Annotated in this window: 15 protein-coding genes and 2 pseudogenes; 5 read left to right on the forward strand and 12 right to left on the reverse strand. The window is 61.4% G+C overall.

What is annotated here, in order from left to right:
• The first annotated feature begins 13 nt into the window (after positions 1 to 13).
• From HXW87_RS09390 to HXW87_RS09400, 3 genes and pseudogenes are all read left to right on the forward strand, one after another.
• Entirely contained in the window at positions 14 to 1,114 is a 1,101-nt protein-coding gene (locus tag HXW87_RS09390; RefSeq protein WP_047292822.1) for an efflux RND transporter periplasmic adaptor subunit, read from the forward strand.
• Between the two features lie 6 nt (positions 1,115 to 1,120).
• A complete protein-coding gene (locus HXW87_RS09395) occupies positions 1,121 to 4,189 on the forward strand; it encodes an efflux RND transporter permease subunit (protein WP_239778810.1) in 3,069 nt (1,022 codons plus the stop codon).
• Between the two features lie 877 nt (positions 4,190 to 5,066).
• Positions 5,067 to 5,237 (forward strand): annotated as a pseudogene (locus HXW87_RS09400) (hypothetical protein); the annotation flags it as partial.
• A 63-nt stretch (positions 5,238 to 5,300) separates the two neighbouring features.
• Here HXW87_RS09400 and HXW87_RS09405 read toward each other — a convergent pair.
• The 3 genes from HXW87_RS09405 to plsB form a co-directional block, all read right to left on the reverse strand.
• Positions 5,301 to 5,990, reverse strand: coding sequence for a DUF4197 domain-containing protein (locus HXW87_RS09405; protein WP_239778811.1), 690 nt, complete (start codon positions 5,988 to 5,990; stop codon positions 5,301 to 5,303).
• Positions 5,991 to 6,011: 21 nt separating this feature from the next.
• Positions 6,012 to 6,410, reverse strand: coding sequence for a YbaY family lipoprotein (locus HXW87_RS09410; protein WP_047291842.1), 399 nt, complete (start codon positions 6,408 to 6,410; stop codon positions 6,012 to 6,014).
• Between the two features lie 118 nt (positions 6,411 to 6,528).
• Positions 6,529 to 9,030 (reverse strand): glycerol-3-phosphate 1-O-acyltransferase PlsB, encoded by a 2,502-nt coding sequence (plsB, locus tag HXW87_RS09415; protein ID WP_047291844.1) that lies wholly within the window; start codon positions 9,028 to 9,030, stop codon positions 6,529 to 6,531.
• A 237-nt stretch (positions 9,031 to 9,267) separates the two neighbouring features.
• Between plsB and HXW87_RS09420 the strand changes: the two genes are divergently transcribed.
• Positions 9,268 to 9,477, forward strand: a complete 210-nt coding sequence (locus tag HXW87_RS09420) for a cold-shock protein (RefSeq protein ID WP_047291846.1) — start codon at positions 9,268 to 9,270, stop codon at positions 9,475 to 9,477.
• A gap of 93 nt (positions 9,478 to 9,570) precedes the next feature.
• Here the strand turns inward: HXW87_RS09420 and HXW87_RS09425 are convergent, their stop codons facing one another.
• The 4 genes from HXW87_RS09425 to HXW87_RS09440 form a co-directional block, all read right to left on the reverse strand.
• Positions 9,571 to 9,948, reverse strand: a complete 378-nt coding sequence (locus HXW87_RS09425; protein ID WP_007964251.1) for a hypothetical protein — start codon at positions 9,946 to 9,948, stop codon at positions 9,571 to 9,573.
• A gap of 75 nt (positions 9,949 to 10,023) precedes the next feature.
• Complete coding sequence (locus HXW87_RS09430; RefSeq protein WP_239778812.1) at positions 10,024 to 10,833, reverse strand: putative RNA methyltransferase; 810 nt, start codon at positions 10,831 to 10,833, stop codon at positions 10,024 to 10,026.
• Positions 10,833 to 11,984 (reverse strand): succinyl-diaminopimelate desuccinylase, encoded by a 1,152-nt coding sequence (dapE, locus tag HXW87_RS09435; protein ID WP_041072365.1) that lies wholly within the window; start codon positions 11,982 to 11,984, stop codon positions 10,833 to 10,835. Before dapE ends, HXW87_RS09430 begins: the two co-directional genes overlap by 1 nt.
• A 205-nt stretch (positions 11,985 to 12,189) precedes the next feature.
• Complete coding sequence (locus HXW87_RS09440; protein ID WP_095667400.1) at positions 12,190 to 14,778, reverse strand: glycosyltransferase; 2,589 nt, start codon at positions 14,776 to 14,778, stop codon at positions 12,190 to 12,192.
• A gap of 382 nt (positions 14,779 to 15,160) precedes the next feature.
• Here HXW87_RS09440 and tcdA point away from each other — a divergent pair, with 382 nt between their 5' ends.
• Positions 15,161 to 15,979: a tRNA cyclic N6-threonylcarbamoyladenosine(37) synthase TcdA gene (tcdA, locus tag HXW87_RS09445; RefSeq protein ID WP_003222099.1), complete on the forward strand. Its 819-nt coding sequence runs from the start codon at positions 15,161 to 15,163 to the stop codon at positions 15,977 to 15,979.
• A gap of 116 nt (positions 15,980 to 16,095) precedes the next feature.
• Here tcdA and HXW87_RS09450 read toward each other — a convergent pair whose 3' ends face one another.
• The 5 genes and pseudogenes from HXW87_RS09450 to HXW87_RS09470 all read right to left on the reverse strand — a co-directional run bounded on the left by HXW87_RS09450 (position 16,096) and on the right by HXW87_RS09470 (position 19,227).
• A complete protein-coding gene (locus HXW87_RS09450; protein WP_131671906.1) occupies positions 16,096 to 16,500 on the reverse strand; it encodes a SufE family protein in 405 nt (134 codons plus the stop codon).
• On the reverse strand, positions 16,497 to 17,702 hold the full coding sequence (locus HXW87_RS09455) for a cysteine desulfurase (protein ID WP_182403957.1): 1,206 nt from the start codon (positions 17,700 to 17,702) through the stop codon (positions 16,497 to 16,499). The genes HXW87_RS09450 and HXW87_RS09455 overlap by 4 nt, the downstream gene beginning before the upstream one ends.
• 37 nt (positions 17,703 to 17,739) lie before the next feature.
• Positions 17,740 to 17,832 (reverse strand): annotated as a pseudogene (locus tag HXW87_RS09460) (metal ABC transporter ATP-binding protein); the annotation flags it as partial.
• Positions 17,833 to 17,851: 19 nt separating this feature from the next.
• Positions 17,852 to 18,886, reverse strand: coding sequence for a 2,3,4,5-tetrahydropyridine-2,6-dicarboxylate N-succinyltransferase (gene dapD, locus HXW87_RS09465; protein WP_007954762.1), 1,035 nt, complete (start codon positions 18,884 to 18,886; stop codon positions 17,852 to 17,854).
• 32 nt (positions 18,887 to 18,918) lie between these two features.
• Complete coding sequence (locus HXW87_RS09470) at positions 18,919 to 19,227, reverse strand: arsenate reductase (RefSeq protein WP_239779146.1); 309 nt, start codon at positions 19,225 to 19,227, stop codon at positions 18,919 to 18,921.
• Positions 19,228 to 19,460: the final 233 nt, after the last annotated feature.

Consider the following 19,460-nt stretch of genomic DNA (forward strand, 5'->3'; position numbering starts at 1 on the left):
AAGGTCCGTCACCATGTTCCGCTATGCGTTGTCCTTTGCCGTGCCAGTCAGTCTGGCTGTTTTATTGTCCGCATGCGGTCAGGAAGAGGCGACATCAGTCAGCGTTCGACCGGCCATGGTGGTGCAGCCAGAGCCTTCGGCGCAGGCGATGGAAAGTTATCCGGGTGAGGTTCGCGCCCGCTACGAACCCGATCTGGCGTTCCGCATTGGCGGCAAAGTCAGCCGACGACTGGTCGAGGAAGGCCAGCGCGTGAAGGCTGATCAACCATTGGCCGAGCTCGATCCGCAGGACGTACGCCTGCAACTGGAAGCCACTCGCGCCCAGGTCGCCGCCGCTGAAGCCAATCTGAACCTGGTGCGCGCCGAGCGTGACCGCTACAAAACCTTGATGGAGCGGCAGATGGTCAGCCGTTCGGCCTACGACAACGCGGAAAACCTCTACCGCTCCGGCGAAGCCCGCCTCAAGCAAATCAAAGCCGAATTCAACGTCTCGACCAACCAGGCCAGTTACGCCGTGCTGCGCGCGCCGCAGGACGGCGTGGTAGCCAAGCGTTCGGTGGAAGTCGGGCAGGTGGTCGCCGCCGGGCAAACCGTGTTTACCCTCGCCACCGACGGCGAGCGGGAAGTGTCGATCAGCCTCCCGGAACAGAGCTTCGGGCGGTTCAAGGTCGGCCAGCCAGTGACCGTTGAACTGTGGACCCAGCAGAACCAGCGCTTCGCCGGGCAGATTCGTGAGCTGTCGCCGGCGGCCGATCCTAAATCCCGTACCTTCGCCGCGCGCATCTCGTTCACCAGCGGCAAAGTCCCGGCTGAACTCGGGCAGAGCGCCCGGGTGTTCGTGCAATCGGCAGACAGTGTGCCGCTGTCAGTACCGCTTTCGGCCCTGACTGCCGAGAACGGTGCGACCTATGTCTGGGTCGTCAGCGCCAACAACACCCTGAAGAAGACGCCAGTGCGCATCGGCCCGTTCGGCGAGAAAAGTGTGCCGGTGCTCGAAGGCTTGAATGCCAGCGACTGGGTAGTCGCCGCCGGGGTTCACGTATTGCTCGACGGTCAGCAGGTGCGGCCTGTGGATCGCTCCAACCGTGTGGTCAATCTGGCGGACAAGGAGTAAGTCCCGATGCGCTTCAACCTTTCCGAATGGGCGTTGCGTAATCGCCAGATCGTCCTGTTCCTGATGCTTTTGCTGGCCATCGTCGGGGCCTTGTCCTACACCAAACTCGGCCAGAGCGAAGACCCACCGTTCACCTTCAAGGCCATGGTCATCCAGACCCGCTGGCCGGGGGCGACCGCGCAGGAAGTCTCGCGGCAGGTCACCGAACGCATCGAAAAGAAACTGATGGAAACCGGCGAGTACGAACGCATCGTGTCGTTCTCCCGCCCGGGCGAGTCGCAGGTCACCTTCATTGCCCGCGACTCGATGCACTCCAAGGAAATCCCTGACCTCTGGTACCAGGTGCGCAAGAAGGTCAGCGACATTCGCCAGACCTTGCCGCCGGAGATTCAGGGGCCGTTTTTCAACGATGAATTTGGCACCACGTTCGGCAATATTTACGCGCTGACCGGCGACGGTTTCGACTACGCGGTGCTCAAGGATTACGCCGACCGCATCCAGATCCAGCTGCAGCGGGTCAAAGATGTCGGCAAAGTCGATCTGCTCGGTTTGCAGGACGAGAAAATCTGGGTCGAGCTGTCCAACGTCAAACTCGCCACCCTCGGTTTGCCACTGGCGGCGGTACAGCAAGCGCTGCAAGAGCAGAACGCGGTGTCCACTGCGGGGTTCTTTGAAACCGGCAGCGAACGTGTGCAGCTGCGGGTTTCGGGGAATTTTCAAACGGTCGAGGAGATCAAGAACTTCCCGATCCGCGTCGGTGACCGGACGTTCCGTATCTCTGATGTCGCCGATGTGCATCGCGGTTTCAACGACCCTCCGGCGCCACGCATGCGCTTCATGGGCGAGGACGCCATTGGCCTCGCTGTCGCGATGAAGGACGGCGGCGACATTCTGGTGCTGGGCAAAGCGCTGGAAGGCGAGTTCTCGCGCCTGCAGAAAAACCTCCCGGCCGGCATGCAACTGCGCAAAGTCTCTGACCAACCGGCGGCGGTGAAGACCGGTGTCGGCGAGTTCGTCCAGGTGCTGGTCGAAGCGCTGGCAATTGTGTTGCTGGTGAGCTTCTTCTCCCTCGGCGTGCGCACCGGCATGGTGGTCGCGCTGACCATTCCGCTGGTGCTGGCGATGACCTTCGCCTGCATGTGTTACCTCGGCATCGGCCTGCACAAAATCTCGCTTGGCGCGCTGGTGCTGGCGCTGGGCTTGCTGGTGGACGACGCGATCATCGCCGTGGAAATGATGGCGATCAAAATGGAGCAGGGCTTCGACCGGATCAAGGCCGCGAGCTACGCCTGGACCAGCACCGCGTTCCCGATGCTCACCGGTACGCTGATCACCGCCGCCGGGTTTCTGCCGATTGCCACCGCGCAGTCCGGCACCGGTGAATACACCCGTTCGATCTTCCAGGTGGTGACCATCGCGTTGCTCGCGTCATGGGTGGCGGCGGTGATGTTTGTGCCGTATCTGGGGGAAAAACTCCTGCCGGATCTGGCGAAGATTCATGCGGCCAAACATGGCACAACTGACGGGCAAGCCGATCCGTATGGCACGCCGTTCTATCAACGGGTGCGGCGTCTGGTGGAGTGGTGCGTGGCGCATCGCAAAACCGTGATCGTGCTGACGGTGGGGCTGTTCATCGCGTCGGTGATGCTGTTCCGTTTCGTCCCGCAGCAGTTCTTCCCGGCCTCCAATCGACTGGAGTTGATGGTCGATCTGAAGCTGGCCGAAGGGGCGTCGCTGGCCAACACCACGGCCGAGGTCAAACGCCTGGAAGCGCTGCTCAAGGATCACGCCGGCATCGATAACTATGTGGCGTATGTCGGCACCGGTTCGCCGCGTTTCTACCTGCCGCTGGATCAGCAACTGCCGGCGGCGAGCTTCGCCCAGTTCGTGGTATTGGCGAAAAACATCGAGGAGCGCGAGACCCTGCGCACCTGGTTGATCGAAACCCTCAACGAGCAATTCCCGGCCCTGCGCTCGCGGGTCACGCGTCTGGAAAACGGTCCGCCGGTGGGCTATCCGGTGCAGTTCCGCGTCACCGGTGAGCACATCGAGGAAGTCCGTGCGCTGGCGCGCAAAGTGGCGGCCAAGGTGCGCGAGAACCCGCATGTGGTCAACGTGCACCTGGACTGGGAAGAACCGAGCAAAGTGGTGTACCTGAACATCGATCAGGACCGTGCCCGGGCGCTGGGTGTGAGCACGGCCAACCTGGCGAAATTCCTCCAGAGTTCGCTGACCGGTTCGAGTGTCAGTCAGTACCGCGAGGACAACGAACTGATCGAGATCCTGTTGCGCGGCACGGTGCATGAGCGCACCGAGTTGTCGTTGCTGCCGAGTCTGGCGGTACCGACCGATAACGGTCGCAGTGTGGCGTTGTCGCAGATTGCCACGCTGGAATACGGGTTTGAGGAAGGGATCATCTGGCACCGTAATCGTCTGCCCACCGTGACGGTGCGGGCGGACATTTACGGTAAGGAGCAGCCGGCGACGCTGGTGAAGCAGATCGCTCCGACGCTGGATCCGATCCGTGCCGAATTGCCTGACGGGTATCTGTTGGATGTCGGCGGGACGGTGGAGGATTCGGAGCGTGGGCAGAAGTCGGTGAATGCCGGGGTGCCGATGTTTATCGTGGTGGTGCTGACGTTGCTGATGGTGCAATTGCGTAGCTTCTCGCGCACGGCGATGGTGTTTCTGACGGCGCCGTTGGGGTTGATCGGGGTGGTGTTGTTTCTGATGGTGTTCCGTCAGCCGTTCGGGTTTGTGGCGATGCTGGGGACGATCGCGCTGTCGGGGATGATCATGCGCAACTCGGTGATTCTGGTGGATCAGATCGAGCAGGATATTGCCTCTGGTCTCAAGCCTTGGCAGGCGATTATCGAGGCGACGGTGCGGCGGTTTCGGCCGATTGTCTTGACGGCTTTGGCGGCGGTGCTGGCGATGATTCCGTTGTCGCGCAGTGTGTTTTTCGGGCCGATGGCGGTGGCGATCATGGGGGGGTTGATTGTGGCTACGGCTTTGACGCTTTTGTTTTTGCCTGCTTTGTATGCGGCCTGGTTCCGAGTGCGTCGGGAGGGGTGAGGCTTTTGGACTTGGCGGCCTCTGGGCCGACCATGCTCCTGGGGTTTTGGGTGTTTATCCGTTGCTTCGGGTGTTGCGGCTGGCGGTTTCGCCCTTACGGCGAGTCACTTTTGCAGACGCCCAAAAGTAACCAAAACGCTGGGCCCCGGCGTACGGCCCTCGCTTAGGCTCGGGTTCCTTCGTTGCGGGTTTCATCCGGGGGCATCGCCTCCGGTTTGCTTCGCTGCACCTCCTCTCGATGTGTTTGGCTGCGCCAAACGGTCGCTGCGCTCCCACCCCCGGATAAACCCCTCCACTCAGCCTGCCGATGGGGCCGGCACGGCAAGATCAAGAGCTGCAGCCGAGCTAACGCTCATCCTGTTGAGTGGTGAGAAGCGGATGCGGTCTGCTGTTGATTTTTGTGGGAGCTGGCTTGCCAGCGATGGCGGCCTGACAGCCGACCAATCTTCAACAGACCACACCCAATCTCCTGTAGGAGCTGCCGGAGGCTACGATCTTTTGATCTTGATCTTGTGGGAGCTGGCTTGCCAGCGAAGGCGGCCTGACAGCCGACCACTCTCCAACTGCCCGCAACCAATCTCCTGTAGGAGCTGCCAAAGGCTGCGATCTTTTGATCTTGATCTTGTGGAAGCTGGCCTGCCAGCGATGGCGGCCTACGGGCCGACCGGTTTCCAACTGACCACCTCCAACCCCACTGTGGGAGCTGGCTTGCCAGCGAAGGCGGCCTGACAGCCGACCACTCTCCAACTGCCCGCACCCAATCTCCTGTAGGAGCTGCCGAAGGCTGCGATCTTTTGATCCTGGCTTTTCAAAATCAAAAGCAAGATCAAAAAATCGCAGCCTTCGGCAGCTCCTACATTGAGTCAGGTTGTATTTAATGCTGGCCCATGCCTGTGAAACGCTGGCCTCGGCCAATGTCATGGCCAGTGAGTTGGCGTTTACCCTGAGCGGCTCGACGTGCAGTCAGCTTCTGGGCATTCAGCAGATGATTTCGCTCGCTGAGCTGTCGGTGAACCGCGTTCTCGATCAAGTCGATCCGCAAGGCTGACAAGCAATTAAAAGCCCGCTGACCTTCACAGGTTCAGCGGGCTTTTGCGTGCAGCGGCAAAAATTACAATGTGCCGAACACTTTCTTGGCAAGGCCAGTCGCCGCAGCGGCCGGGTTCTTGCGAAGGGTTTCTTCCTGTTTGCCGATCATTTCGAACAGGCCGTTCAGTGCCTGCTCGGTGACGTAGCTTTCGACGTTGGCGCTTTTCGCATCCACCACGCCCAAGGTCGCGGCCTGGCCGGCGAAGGCGTTGTATTTTTGCGCTACGCCGACTTTGTCGGTGGCTTGTTTGACGATGGGCAGGAACCTGGCGCGGATCTGTTCGCGGCTGGTTTTGTCCAGGTATTGGGTGGCCGAGTCGGTGCCGCCGCTGAGGATGCCTTTGGCGTCGGCCACGGTCATTTTCTTCACGGCGTCGACGAGGATCGGCTGGGCCTGGGTCACGGCGCTTTCGGCGGCCTTGTTCATGGCGGTTTCGAGTTCGTCGACCTGGGCGCCCATGCCGAAGGCTTTCATCTTGCCGGCGACTTTGCCGAGTTTGCCCGGCAGTTCGATTTTCACCTCCGGGTTGTTGCTGAAGCCGCCCGGGGTGCCGAGTTGTTTGACGGCGATTTGCGCGCCTTGGGTCAGGGCGTCCTTGAGGCCGCCGGTGGCGTCTTGTTGCGAGAGGTCGCTGAGCGACAGCGCCAGGGCGCTGGCAGAGATCATCAGGCCCGCGCACAGGCTGGCGAAGCGAAGGGTAGGGCGGAGCATGGCAGCTTCCTTGAAAGACAGTTAGCGAATGGCGTCGACGCGGATTTTCAGCGGCTGCGGATCATTACCGTCCAGTTGCACGGCGTGGTTCTCGGTGGTGATGAACATCAGCTCACCGTTGACCTCGATGCGCGCGCTGACCGAGTAGCGGTGGCCGGGTTTGACCTGGGCCGGATCGTAACTCAAGTGGAACGGCAGCGGCACCTGGCCTTTGACCGGGCCTTTCTGCTCGTCGAGGACCACCGCCGGAGCGTCGGCCAGCGATACGTCCTGCAAGCTCACGCTCAGTGTCGCGCTCGGTGGCAGGGCGATGCGTTGCAGGTAGAACACTTCACCGTCGAGACCGACCTTGCCGGCGGGTGTGGTTGATTGGCAGGCGCTGAGAAGGGTGGCGGCGGCGAGGGTCAACAGTTTTTTCATGGGTAGAGCTCCTTTCAATGTGGGAGCGAGCCTGCTCGCGAATGCGGTGATTCAGTCAATATTTCCAGTGACTGTCAGCCGTCTTCGCGAGCAGGCTCGCTCCCACCGGGGTAATGCATCAAGCCTCAGGCAGTGGCGTGATCTGATCCGCCGCATCTTCACTGCGATGCAGCGCCACCTGACGAATCGACAGGCGAATCTCCGCCGGCAATACGCGTTTGGCCGCGCCCTCCGCCAGTTCGCCGAGCAGTTCGTGGTAGCTCAACTTGCCGGCTTCGTCGCGGCGCAGGACGTCGAGGTCGAGCATCGTCTGGATGAAATGACGGAACAGACTCTTGTCGAAGAACTCCGGGGCATTCAGGCCGTGCAGGATTGACAGGCGCTGGGCCATGACCGTGCACAGGTCTTCGAGCTCTTCGGCGCTGATGCTGTTCTGCCCGGCGTTGAGCAGCAACGAGACGGTCATGTAGAAGCGCTGCAGGGTCTGCGCGATGCTTTTCGACAGCAGGGTCAGCAGCACAAAGTGCCGCGAACTTGGAGCGGGGCGCAGGTACACGTCCTTTTCGAAACGCAGCAGGCCTTGCTCGACGAACGCTTCCAGCCATTGATCGATTACTGCGTCCAGCTCCTCCAGGCTCCAGCGGATGAACAGCTCCGACTGCAAGTACGGATACAGCGCGCGGGTGTAGCGCAGGATCTGCTCGCGGCTCATGCGCGAGGTGCTCTGGAAGAAGCTCGCCAGCAGCGCCGGCAAGGCGAAGATGTGCAGCACGTTGTTGCGGTAGTAGGTCATCAGGACGGCGTTCTGCTCGTCCAGATAGAGAATCTTGCCCAGCGCATCGTTTTGCTCGGACAGCAAATCCATGTCCTTCACATGCTCGATCAGCGCGCGGCCGTCGCCTTCCGGCAGGGTCGTGTGCGGTGAGTACGGGACTTTGCGCAGCAGCGCCAGATACAGATCCAGCACCCGCGCCATGGCCCGATCGTCCAGTGCCAGGCGGGTGGTGGACAGCAGCGCCAGTGCGACCAGATTGACCGGGTTGATTGCCGCCGCTTCGTTCAGGTGCTGCGCGACTTTCTCGCCGAGGCGGTTGGTGGTTTCGTTAAGCCAGGCCGGTTTGTACTGCGGGCCGAGTGCCTGCTGGCGCCAGTCCGGTTGCTCAGCGTCGAGGAATTCCGCGAGTTTGATCGGTTCGCCGAAGTTCACCGCGACCTGACCGAAGCGCTGCTTGAGCGCGCCGATGACTTTGAAGATGTCGAAGATCGACTCTTTCTTCTTGCTCGCGCCACGCAATTCGCCAAGGTAGGTGCGACCTTCCAGCACGCGCTCGTAACCGATGTACACCGGTACGAAGACGATCGGCATCCGCGACGAACGCAGGAAGCTGCGCATCGTGATCGCGAGCATGCCGGTTTTCGGTTGCAGCATGCGCCCGGTGCGCGAGCGGCCGCCCTCGACGAAGTACTCGACCGGGAAACCTTTGGTGAACAGGGTGTGCAGGTATTCGTTGAACACCGAGGTGTACAGCGGATTGCCCTTGAACGTGCGGCGCATGAAGAACGCGCCGCCACGGCGCAGCAGGCTGCCGATCACCGGCATGTTCAGGTTGATCCCGGCGGCAATGTGCGGCGGGGTCAGGCCGTTGCGAAACAGCAGGTACGACAGCAGCAAGTAGTCGATGTGGCTGCGGTGGCACGGCACGTAGATCACTTCGTGACCCTGAGCGACCTTCTGCACGCCTTCGATGTGGTTGACCTTGATCCCGTCGTAGATCTTGTTCCAGAACCAGCTCAGTACCACTTCGAGGAAACGGATCGCGGTGTAGGTGTAGTCCGAAGCGATCTCGTTGCCGTAGCGCAGGGCCTGGGCCTTGGCTTTTTCCAGGGAAATGTTCTCGCGTTCGGCTTCTTCGACGATTGCTTGCTTGACCAGTGGTTGATTGAGCAGACCCTTGACCAGATTGCGCCGGTGCGAGATGTCCGGGCCGATCACTGCCGCCTTCAGGTTGCGGAAGTGCACGCGCAGGATGCGCTGGGCCATGCGCACGGTGCGTTCGTGGCCCTTGTTGTGCTCGATCAATTCGCGCAGGTGGATTGGCGCCGAGAATTGCACACGGGTCTTGCGCCCCAGAACGATGATGCTCAGCAGTCGGCGCAGGCGCCCGGTGACGGCCCAGCTGTCGGCGAACAGCAACTTCCACGGACTGTTTTCGCTGTCCGGCGACTGGCCCCAGAACACGCTGACCGGAATGATCTGCGCGTCTTCGGCGGCGTTCTGGGTCAGGGCGCTGACCAGACGGGTCAGGGTCGGCGGTGCACCGCGCTTGTCCTGACGGCCAAGCCAGTCCGGGTCCGGCGTCAGGTAGAAAAACGCCGCCGGTTCGATCAACGGCCCCACCGACACTGGCAACACCGGACGCGGCAGACCGGCCTTGGTGCATTCGGTGTCGACCACCGCCAGATCAGTGAGCGAGGGGTTTTGCAGGACGTAGAACACCGGGCGACTGCGGTCGAGGTTGAGGGTGAGCGACGACTGGTTGATCGTCTCCGAGCGAACCCAGAGGTACAACAGTCGGCGCAAGGTGCCAAACACTAGACGGCGGAACGGGGAACGGGTCATACGGCTTCTGCGTGAGTTGATAAAACCGAGCAGATGCTCGGGCGGTCGACAGTTTGCCGTATTCACCGAAAATCGGCAAAAAAGCGGCGAAGTAATCTCCTGTTGAGACTTTTTACGCCTGTCATATACTCGGCAATCTGTCGCCGGGGCCCTTTATGGACGTCGGGCGCAGGCTGACGTTCCGCAAAGGCTTTCCTGCGAAAAGCCTGTTCAATAATAAAAAAGGAGTATGAACAGATGGCAACACGTGAAACCGGCAATGTGAAGTGGTTCAACGACGCCAAGGGCTACGGCTTCATTCAGCGCAACGACGGGGTGGACGTGTTCGTGCACTACCGCGCGATCCGCGGCGAAGGACACCGTTCGCTGACCGAGGGTCAGCAGGTTGAATACGCGGTGGTGGAAGGGCAGAAGGGTTTGCAGGCTGAGGATGTTGTAGGCCTGTAACTTTCAAGATCAAAAGATCGCAGCCTGCGGCAGCTCCTACAGTTTGGAATGCATTCCCCTGTAGGAGCTGCCGCAGGCTGCGATCTTTTGCTTTCAGGCAGTCTTCCAGGTGATTTCTTCTTCCCCGTCGGCGCTGATGCGAATCCAGCGATCCGCCGTTTCCTCACCTTCTTCCTCGACCCAGGTGCCCGGTGCGCAACGCACTTCCACGTTCAGCGCGGCGAAAGCTGCACGGGCGCAGGCGATGTCGTCGTCCCAAGGCGTCGCGTCGCTTTCCAGGTACAGGCTGTTCCATTTGCCCACGGCCTTCGGCAGCCACGTCACCGGGATGTTGCCGGCCTTGCACTTGTAGGTCTGGCCTTTCTGTACCCAATCGCTGCACGGGCCCAGAGCCTCACCGAGCCAGGCGGAAATCGCCTTGTGGTCGACGTCGGCGTCTTTCAGGTAAATCTCGATATCCGGTTGGCGCATGGATGTCCTCACTGCGGGTCTGAAAAATCCATTCGCGGATTTAGCCGGCCCCGGGCACTCGCCCGAGACCAAAAGTTATTGAAGAACGAAATAATCGTAGCGCATCGACACAGTGGTCACGAACGGCTCGGCCTGCTCGATCACTGCGGCGCGGCGTTCGGCACTGGCGCGCCAGCCGTGGGGTGTCATCGCCAACAGGTTGGCGCGATCCTCGGGCTTGTCCAGCGTCAGTTTGAATTCCAGGGTTTCGCTGTGCGCCAGCGCCATGCCTTCGGGCACTAATGCCAGATGCTTGTCGTCGGTGTATTCGCGCACTTCGTCGTACAGGCGTTCGCGCAGTTCCATCAGATGGCCGCTGGTCGGGCCGACCTTCATCAGGCCGCCGCCGACGCTGAGCAGACGCTTGGCTTCTGCCCAGTCCAGCGGACTGAAAACGCTGGCGAGAAACTGGCAACTGCCCGACGCCAACGGCACGCGGGCCATGCTGGCGATCAACCAGGTGATTGCCGGATTACGCTTGCAGGCGCGTTTCACCGCCTCGCGGGAGATGTCCAGCGCGTAGCCATCCGCGCCTGGCAAGGCCTCGGCGATCTGTGCGGTGTAGTAACCCTCGCCGCAACCGATATCGACCCAGCGTGCCGGCGCATAACCCGCCGCCAGCTCGGCCAGACGTTTGGCCACTGGCGCGTAATGCCCGGCATTCAGGAAGTCGCGACGCGCCTCGACCATCGCCTGGTTGTCGCCAGGATCACGGCTGTTCTTGTGCTGCACCGGCAACAGGTTCAGGTAGCCCTGACGCGCGCGGTCGAAGCGGTGGCCGGCGGGGCAGACCACACCGTTATCGACGCTGTTCAGCGGTTCACTGCAGATCGGGCACGCGAGCATCAGGCGAGCAACTTGATCAGGGTCTGGTAGTAGATCTCGGTCAGCACGTCGAGATCGGCCGCCAGCACACGCTCGTTGACCTGGTGAATGGTCGCGTTGACCGGCCCCAGCTCAACCACTTGCGTACCCATGGTCGCGATGAAACGACCGTCGGAAGTCCCGCCGCTGGTCGACGCGTGGGTTTCGCGGCCGGTGATGTCCTTGATGCTCGACGATACCGCGTCGAGCAGCGCGCCCGGCTCGGTGAGGAACGGCAGACCGGACAGCGCCCAGTCGATGTGCCAGTCCAGGTTGTGTTTGTCGAGGATGTCGGCCACGCGTTTTTGCAGGCCTTCGACGGTGGATTCGGTGGAGAAGCGGAAGTTGAACACCGCCACCAGATCACCCGGAATCACGTTGGTCGCGCCGGTGCCGGAGTTGAGGTTGGAAATCTGGAAACTGGTCGGCGGGAAGAAATCGTTGCCGTGATCCCAATGCTCGGCGGCCAGCTCGGCCAGCGCCGGGGCCGCGAGGTGGATCGGATTCTTCGCCAGATGCGGGTAGGCCACGTGACCCTGCACACCGCGCACGGTCAGCTTGGCGCCCAGCGAGCCGCGACGCCCGTTTTTCACCACGTCACCGACCAGCGTGGTGCTCGACGGTTCGCCGACGATGCACCAGTCCAGACGTTCCTTGCGCGCCACCAGACGTTCAACCACCGCTTTGGTGCCGTGGTGCGCCGGGCCTTCTTCGTCGCTGGTGATGAGGAACGCGACCTTGCCCTTGTGATTCGGGTAGTCGGCAACGAAACGCTCGGCGGCGACGGTCATCGACGCCAGGCTGCCTTTCATGTCCGCTGCGCCACGGCCACAGAGCATGCCGTGTTCATCGATCACCGCGTTGAACGGGTCGATCTGCCAAGCGGTCACCGGACCGGTCGGCACCACGTCGGTGTGGCCGGCGAAGCACAGCACCGGGCCGTCGTCGTTGCCGTGGGTGGCCCAGAAGTTATCCACATCTTCGATGCGCATCGGTTCGAGGGTGAAACCGGCATCGCCCAGGCGCTGCATCATCTGCTTCTGGCAATCGGCGTCGACCGGCGTCACGGACGGACGGCGGATCAGGTCGATGGCGAGTTGGAGGGTCGGCGAAAGGTCGGCGTGGGCCGTCATGTAATAACTCCGGGGTGCGCACGGTAAACCTGTAGGAGCTGCCGCAGGCTGCGATCTTTTGATTTTGTTTTTTCAAATCTACAGCAAGATCAAAGGATCGCAGCCTGCGGCAGCTCCTACAGGATGTGTTGGCATTGAAAAAGGCGACCATTCTAATGCAAAACGGCGGCCCGAAGGCCGCCGTTTGACGTTCAACAATAACTGATCAAGCGGCGGCCGGTTCAGGCTCCGCCGCCGGTTTTGGCAGCGACGAGAGGAACGCCATGATCAGCGCCGCGACGTACGGCAGCGACTGCACCAGCAGCATCGCCACCCAGAAGCGCATGTCGTTGCTCGGAATGCCTTGCACCAGGTAAATCCCCAGCGCCGCGCCCCACAACAGCAGCATGATGAACAGCTCTTCCCGCGCTTCGGAAATCGCCACCCAGAAGCCGTGGTTGTCGGCATTTTTCGGCGTGCGGAAGAACGGAATGCTGCTGGTGAAGAAACCGTACAGCACCGCTTTGGCGATGGTGTGCGACAACGCCAGCCCGGCCAATGCCGCGCAGAACGCGTCCTTGAGGTTCACGCCGACGGCGCGACGGTAGAGGAAGATGATCTTGCCGACCTTGAACACGAACAGCGCCAATGGCGGGATGGCGAAAATCAGCAGCGGCGGATCGACCCGTTGCGGCACGATGATCATCGCCGCTGACCACAACAACGCGCCGACGGTGAAGAAGATGTTCATGCCGTCCGCCACCCACGGCAACCAGCCCGCGAGGAAGTGGTAACGCTGGCCACGGGTCAGCTCGGTGTCCTTGCCGCGCAGCAGGCTGCGGGTGTGGCGCTTGATGATCTGGATCGCGCCGTAGGCCCAGCGGAAACGCTGCTTCTTGAAGTCGATGAAGGTGTCTGGCATCAGACCCTTGCCGTAGCTGTCGTGGTAATACGCCGCCGACAGGCCTTTCTCGAACACGCGCAGGCCGAGTTCGGCGTCTTCACAGATGCACCAGTCGGCCCAGCCCAGCTCTTCCAGAACCGAACGGCGGGTCATGGTCATGGTGCCGTGCTGGATGATCGCGTCGCGGTCGTTACGGGTGACCATGCCGATGTGGAAGAAGCCTTTGTATTCGGCGTAGCAGAGCTTCTTGAAGGTGCTTTCGTTCTGGTCGCGGTAATCCTGCGGCGACTGCACCACGGCGATTTTCGGGTCGGCGAAGTGCGGCACCATGTGCTTGAGCCAGTTCGGGTGTACGCAGTAATCGGAGTCGATCACCGCGATCACTTCGGCGTCCTTGGCGGTGTGCGGAATCAGGTAGTTCAGCGCGCCGCCCTTGAACCCGGCCAGGGGCGAGACGTGGAAGAACTTGAAGCGCGGGCCGAGGGTCGCGCAGTAGTCGCGCACCGGTTCCCAGACTGCCGGGTCCTTGGTGTTGTTGTCGATGATCAGGACTTCATAGTCCGGGTAATCGAGGGCCGCGAGGGCGTCGAGGGTCTGTTTGACCATGTCCGGCGGCTCGTTGTAGCAAGGCACGTGGATCGAGACTTTCGGCCGGTAGTCCGAATCACCGATCACCGGCAGGAATTCCCGCCGACGCTTGTGAATCCACACGGCTTCGGCCAGTTCATGCGCCTCGGTCAGCAACACGATGAACACCCCGAGCGCACCCAACGCCAGGAGGAAACCCACCGTCAGGCTGAACCACGTGCTGTATTGCTGGCTGTAGTCGTAGCCGATCCACACCAGCACCGAACCGCAAAGGAACGCGATAAAGGTCAGGAAGGTCCGGCCACGCTGACGCAGGGCCGAGCCGTCGATCATCAGCAGGGTCAGCGACAATAGCGCCAGCACCACTGAACCGATGGCCAGCACGCGCCATTGCGGGATCGCCACCACCGGGCCTTCGAAGTTGAATTTCTGCTGGCGCGCGGCGTTGAACACGCCCCAGTAGGCGCCGACCGAACCTTCGTCACTGGCCTTCCACGGCTGGTCGAAGGCTTCAATCACGAAGTAGTTGAAGCCCTGACGGTTGAGTTTGTTGACCAGCGTGCGCAGGTAGATCGCCTGATCCGCCGGCGACGCATCGGCGCCACCGCGCATGCGCCCGTTGCTCGGCCAGCCGACTTCGGACAGCAGCAACGGTTTTTTCGGGAACAGCTTTTTCAGGTCGCGGGCGCGGTCGAAGACGAACTGCCCGGCCTTGTCCACCGGAATGAATTCCCAGTAAGGCAGCACGTGCGCAGCGATCAGGTCGACGTGTTTGGCCAGTTCCGGGTGTTCTTCCCAGACGTGCCATTGCTCGGAGGTGGTCACCGGCACTTTCACCGCTGCGCGCACGCGATCCAGCAGCACGCTGAGTTGTTCGGCGGTGATTTCCTTGCGGAAAATCGCCTCGTTACCGACCACCACCCGCACCACGCTGCGCGAGGTATTGGCCAGTTCGATGGCGCGCTGGATCTCGCGCTCGTTGCGTTCCTGATCGGGGCTGATCCAGATCCCGAGGGTCACGCGCAGACCAAACTCTTCCGCCAGTTTCGGGATGTCCTGCAGCGAACCGTCAACCGAATAGATGCGGATGTTGTCCGTCAGCTTGCTCATGATCTCCAGGTCGCGGCGCATTTCATCGTCAGTCGGATATTGATCCTTCTGCGGGAATTGGCCCTGCTGGAATGGCGAATAAGAGAAACCGGAGATCTGCTCCGGCCAGTTGGGCGCGGAGACCGGGCGGTTGATCAGCGCCCAGAAACCGGTGAACAGGGCGGCGATTGCCAGAACCACCACCAGGTTGAGACCAAATTTACGCGATGACATAGCTATTTCGGGTTCCAAAGGCTGTGGAACGGAGGAACGGTTGGCAAGCGCCAAAAGGGCGCGAATCCTACACCGGCAGTTCACTGCTCGTACACCGGACAGGGAAATGCCCGACATTGGGCAGTCCAACCTGATTTAAGTTCTTTAGTAACAGCTTGTAAGAGAAAACTTTGTTATTCAGTTATAGCAATTCCCGGTGGCGAGGGAGCTTGCTCCCGCTGGACTGCGAAGCAGGCCGCTTTTGGAGGGCCGCTTCGCGACCCGGCGGGAGCAAGCTCCCTCACCACAAAGGTTGTGTGAAAACGCCTGCGTTCACCGTTCATAGCGTCAAAGATGCTCTTGGCCGTCGACGGCCCTATAATGCGCGCCGGTTTTTGGGGTAATGGTCATGAGTACAGAAGATCCGCGGTTTGCAGGCATCGCCCGTTTGTATGGCATCGAGGGCCTCGAGCGCCTGCGTGCGGCCCATGTGGCGATTGTCGGCGTCGGTGGCGTTGGTTCCTGGGCGGCGGAAGCCATGGCCCGCTGTGGCGTGGGTGAGATTTCGCTGTTCGACCTCGACGACGTCTGCGTCAGCAACGCCAACCGCCAGTTGCACGCACTGGACAGCACCGTCGGCAAACCCAAGGTCGAGGTGATGGCCGAGCGTCTGCGCGGGATCAACCCGGACTGCACCGTGCACGCGGTGGCGGATTTCGTCACCCGCGACACCATGGCCGAGTACATCACACCGAACATCGACTGCGTGATCGACTGCATCGACGCCGTCAACGCCAAGGCTGCGCTGATCGCCTGGTGCAAGCGGCGCAAGATCCAGATCATCACCACCGGCGGTGCCGGCGGACAGATCGATCCGACGCTGATTCAGGTCTGCGACCTCAACCGCACATTCAACGATCCACTGGCCTCGAAAGTGCGCTCGACGTTGCGACGCGACTACGGCTTCTCGCGCACGGTGACCCGTCATTACAGCGTGCCGTGCGTGTTTTCCACCGAGCAACTGCGCTATCCGAAACCGGATGGCAGCATCTGCTTGCAGAAGAGTTTTGTCGGCGACGGGGTGAAGCTCGACTGCGCCGGCGGGTTTGGCGCGGTGATGATGGTCACGGCGACGTTCGGCATGGTCGCGGCGACCAAGGCGGTGGACAAGATTGTGGCGGGTGTGCGACGGCCGGCTGACCGAGTAAAACCTCAGGTTTGATCTGTGAGGCTGATGACCTCATCGCTGGCAAGCCAGCTCCCACAGTTATTGGGTAATTTCACCGCATCTATGAACACCATCGAACCCTGTGGGAGCTGGCTTGCCAGCGATGGCGATTAACCGGCCAACTCATTCATCCGCTGGAGCACGGCATTCAAGCCATTACTGCGCGACGGCGACAACTGCCGCGACAGTCCCAGCTGATTGAACCAGTCCGACAGGTCCACTTGCTGCAACTCGACAGCGCTCAAACCGTTGACCCGCAACAGCAACAACGCCACCAGCCCGCGAATCATCCGCGCATCGCTGGCAGCGCTGAACTGCCAGTGGCCGTCCTGCAGCTCACCCACCAGCCACACTTGACTCTCACAGCCATGCACCCGGTTGGCTTCGCATTTGTCCGCGTCATTCAGCGGCGGCAGACGATCGCCAAACTGCATCAGCAACCGTGCGCGTTGTTCCCAACCAGCGGCATTCTGAAAGGTCTGCAGCGCTTCGGCGGCGGCGAGCGGCAGGTTCATCGCAGCAACTCCAAGGCCTGATCCAGCGCGTCGAAGAAACGCTCCAGATCCTCGGAGTCGTTGTACAGTGCCAGCGACACGCGGATCGCCCCGGCCAGTTCGAAGCTTTTCAGCAACGGCATGGCGCAGTGATGCCCGGCGCGCACGGCAATGCCTTGCTCGGTGAGCAGGTGTGCCAGATCGGCGTTGTGCACACCCTCGACGATAAAACTGGCCAGCGCCAGTTGCGGCTTGCCCAGCAGACGAATGCCGTTACGCGCGGCCAGACCTTGCAGCAGGTAGGCGTGCAGCGCCGCTTCATGGGCCGATACCGCGTCCTGATCCAGCCCGGCCAGATAATCGAGCGTGGCACCGAGGCCAATCACACTGGCGATCGGCGGCGTGCCGGCTTCGAAACCCAGCGGGGCAGGGCGGAAGCGTGCATCGTGATAATTGGCTTCCAGCACCATTTCGCCGCCGAACTGCCACGGCTGCAGTTGCTCAAGCGCCTTGTTGCGCCCGAACAGCACGCCGAGGCCATCAGGGCCGTACAGCTTGTGGCTGGAAAACACATAGAAGTCGCAACCGAGCGCCTGCACGTCGTGCCGACCGTGCACCACACCCTGGGCGCCATCGACCACGGTCAGCGCGTTGTGCGCCTTGGCCATCGCCAGCAACGCCGGCAAGGGTTGCCAGGCACCAAGCACGTTGGACAGCTGACTGACCGCCAGCAAGCGGGTACGCGGATTGATCAGGCGCACAGCGGCGCCGAGGTCGATCACGCCGTCAGCGTCCAGCGGCAGGATCACCAGTTTCAGTTCGCGACGCTGCGCCAGTTGCTGCCACGGCAGCAGGTTGGCGTGATGCTCCAGGGCGCTGATGACAATTTCATCGCCCGGTTGGAAAAGAGGTTCCAGGCCATAGGCCAGGAGATTCAGCGCGCTGGTGGCACCGTGGGTGAAGATGATCTGCCCGCTGTCACCGGCATTCAGCCACTGGGCCACCTTGAGCCGACTGTCTTCGAACGCCTGCGTGGCGTGAGCGCCGGGCAGGTGTTGCGCGCGATGCACATTGGCCGCGCCATTGGCGTAGTAATGCGTCAGTGCGTCAAGCAAGGCCTGGGGTTTTTGCGTGGTGGCGGCGTTGTCCAGATAGGTCTGGTCTTGCCGTTGCAGGGCGGCGATGGCCGGAAAGTCGGCGCGCCAGGGGGAGGGAATCATCATAGGTTCAGCCCTGTGAACTTGGGCGGGGGTACATCGAACCTTGTGGGAGCGAGCTTGCTCGCGAAAGCGTCGTGTCATTCAGCTCTGTTGTTGACTGACCGGACGCCTTCGCGAGCAAGCTCGCTCCCACAGGGGGATCGTACGGCTGCTTAGTTGTGCGCGTGCAGCGCTTCGTTCAGCTCGATCGCCGATTTGTGGGTTTTGCACTCCACGGCACCGGTTTCCGAATTGCGACGGAACAGCAGGTCGGTCTGGCCGGCCAGCTCACGGGCTTTTACAACCTTGACCAGGTTGTTGTGCTCGTCCAGCAGCGCGACTTTGGTGCCGGCGGTCACGTACAGGCCCGACTCGACAGTGTTGCGGTCGCCCAACGGAATACCGATACCGGCGTTGGCGCCGATCAGGCAGCCTTCGCCAACCTTGATTACGATGTTGCCGCCGCCTGACAGAGTGCCCATGGTCGAGCAACCGCCGCCCAGGTCCGAGCCCTTGCCAACGAATACGCCAGCGGAAACGCGGCCTTCGATCATGCCCGGGCCTTCGGTGCCGGCGTTGAAGTTGATGAAGCCTTCGTGCATCACGGTGGTGCCTTCGCCCACGTACGCACCCAGACGCAGACGAGCGGCGTCAGCGATACGCACGCCGGCCGGCACCACGTAGTCGGTCATTTTCGGGAACTTGTCCACCGAGAACACTTCCAGCAGCTCGCCGCGCAGGCGGGCTTCGAGTTGCAGCTCGGCCAGTTCGCTCAGGTCGATTGCACCCTGGCTGGTCCAGGCCACGTTCGGCAGCAGCGGGAAGATCCCGGCCAGGCTCACGCCGTGCGGCTTGACCAGACGATGGGACAGCAGGTGCAGCTTCAGGTACGCCTCTGGCGTCGAGGTCAGCTGTGCGTCTTCGGCCAGAAGAGTGGCGACCAGCGGCTTGTGGCTTTCGGCCAGACGGGTCAGCAGCTTGCCTTGAACGGCGTCGATGCCTTTGACCGCTTCAGCCAGTTGCGCCGCCTGCGCGGTGGTGAAGGTGATGGCCTGGTTGCCTTCGGTGTAGCCGAGGATCGGCGCAACGGCAGCGACCAGTTCTGCCGACGGGTTGAGCAGTGGCTGGGCGTAGAACACTTCCAGCCAGGCACCTTGACGGTTTTGCGTGCCGACACCAAAGGCGATGCTGAACAGAGAGTTGGACATGTGAATACCTCTAGCAATAAGTGACGGGCTGCTTACTTGAGTGCGGCCGCGTAGATGTCTGGCTTGAAGCCAATCAGGGTTCGGTCACCGAGATCGAGCACCGGGCGCTTGATCATCGAGGGTTGAGCGAGCATCAGTTCGATGGCTTTCGACTGGTCGAGATCGGCTTTACGTTCGTCGTCGAGTTTGCGAAAGGTCGTGCCGGCACGGTTCAACACCGTTTGCCAGCCGTGCTCGTTGCACCATTGGGTCAGGTGCTCACGGTTGATACCGGCGGTTTTGTAATCGTGAAAGTCGTAGCTGACAGCGTGTTCATCGAGCCAGGTGCGCGCCTTCTTCATGGTGTCGCAGGCTTTGATGCCGAAAAGGTGCAACGTTTTACTTGAAACGGTCAAGGAATCGCCCCCTTTACAGGTGCTGGAAAAAAATGGTGTCGGATTATGCCATGACCAACGCGTTTCGGGCGGCCACGGTTGTCGTAACGCTGCAAAACCTGTGGGAGCGAGCCTGCTCGCGAAGGGGCCGTGTCAGGCAATATCTCTGTTGAATGAGACTCCACGTTCGCGAGCAGGCT

The sequence above is a fragment of the Pseudomonas sp. Y5-11 genome (assembly GCF_022368695.1).
Lineage (GTDB): Bacteria > Pseudomonadota > Gammaproteobacteria > Pseudomonadales > Pseudomonadaceae > Aquipseudomonas > Aquipseudomonas parakoreensis.

Excerpts from the sequence above, each read along its gene's own strand:
- HXW87_RS09405 (WP_239778811.1), bottom strand. The coding sequence starts at position 5,990 with ATGCTCCGCCCTACCCTTCGCTTCGCCAGCCTGTGCGCGGGCCTGATG.
- HXW87_RS09390 (WP_047292822.1), top strand. The coding sequence starts at position 14 with ATGTTCCGCTATGCGTTGTCCTTTGCCGTGCCAGTCAGTCTGGCTGTT.
- HXW87_RS09440 (WP_095667400.1), bottom strand. The coding sequence starts at position 14,778 with ATGTCATCGCGTAAATTTGGTCTCAACCTGGTGGTGGTTCTGGCAATC.
- dapD (WP_007954762.1), bottom strand. The coding sequence starts at position 18,886 with ATGTCCAACTCTCTGTTCAGCATCGCCTTTGGTGTCGGCACGCAAAAC.
- HXW87_RS09420 (WP_047291846.1), top strand. The coding sequence starts at position 9,268 with ATGGCAACACGTGAAACCGGCAATGTGAAGTGGTTCAACGACGCCAAG.
- HXW87_RS09450 (WP_131671906.1), bottom strand. The coding sequence starts at position 16,500 with ATGAACCTGCCGCTCGCCGCCGCCGAAGCGCTGCAGACCTTTCAGAAT.
- HXW87_RS09455 (WP_182403957.1), bottom strand. The coding sequence starts at position 17,702 with ATGATGATTCCCTCCCCCTGGCGCGCCGACTTTCCGGCCATCGCCGCC.
- HXW87_RS09410 (WP_047291842.1), bottom strand. The coding sequence starts at position 6,410 with ATGAAAAAACTGTTGACCCTCGCCGCCGCCACCCTTCTCAGCGCCTGC.
- HXW87_RS09470 (WP_239779146.1), bottom strand. The coding sequence starts at position 19,227 with ATGAAGAAGGCGCGCACCTGGCTCGATGAACACGCTGTCAGCTACGAC.
- plsB (WP_047291844.1), bottom strand. The coding sequence starts at position 9,030 with ATGACCCGTTCCCCGTTCCGCCGTCTAGTGTTTGGCACCTTGCGCCGA.
- tcdA (WP_003222099.1), top strand. The coding sequence starts at position 15,161 with ATGGTCATGAGTACAGAAGATCCGCGGTTTGCAGGCATCGCCCGTTTG.
- dapE (WP_041072365.1), bottom strand. The coding sequence starts at position 11,984 with ATGACGGCCCACGCCGACCTTTCGCCGACCCTCCAACTCGCCATCGAC.
- HXW87_RS09425 (WP_007964251.1), bottom strand. The coding sequence starts at position 9,948 with ATGCGCCAACCGGATATCGAGATTTACCTGAAAGACGCCGACGTCGAC.
- HXW87_RS09430 (WP_239778812.1), bottom strand. The coding sequence starts at position 10,833 with ATGCTCGCGTGCCCGATCTGCAGTGAACCGCTGAACAGCGTCGATAAC.
- HXW87_RS09395 (WP_239778810.1), top strand. The coding sequence starts at position 1,121 with ATGCGCTTCAACCTTTCCGAATGGGCGTTGCGTAATCGCCAGATCGTC.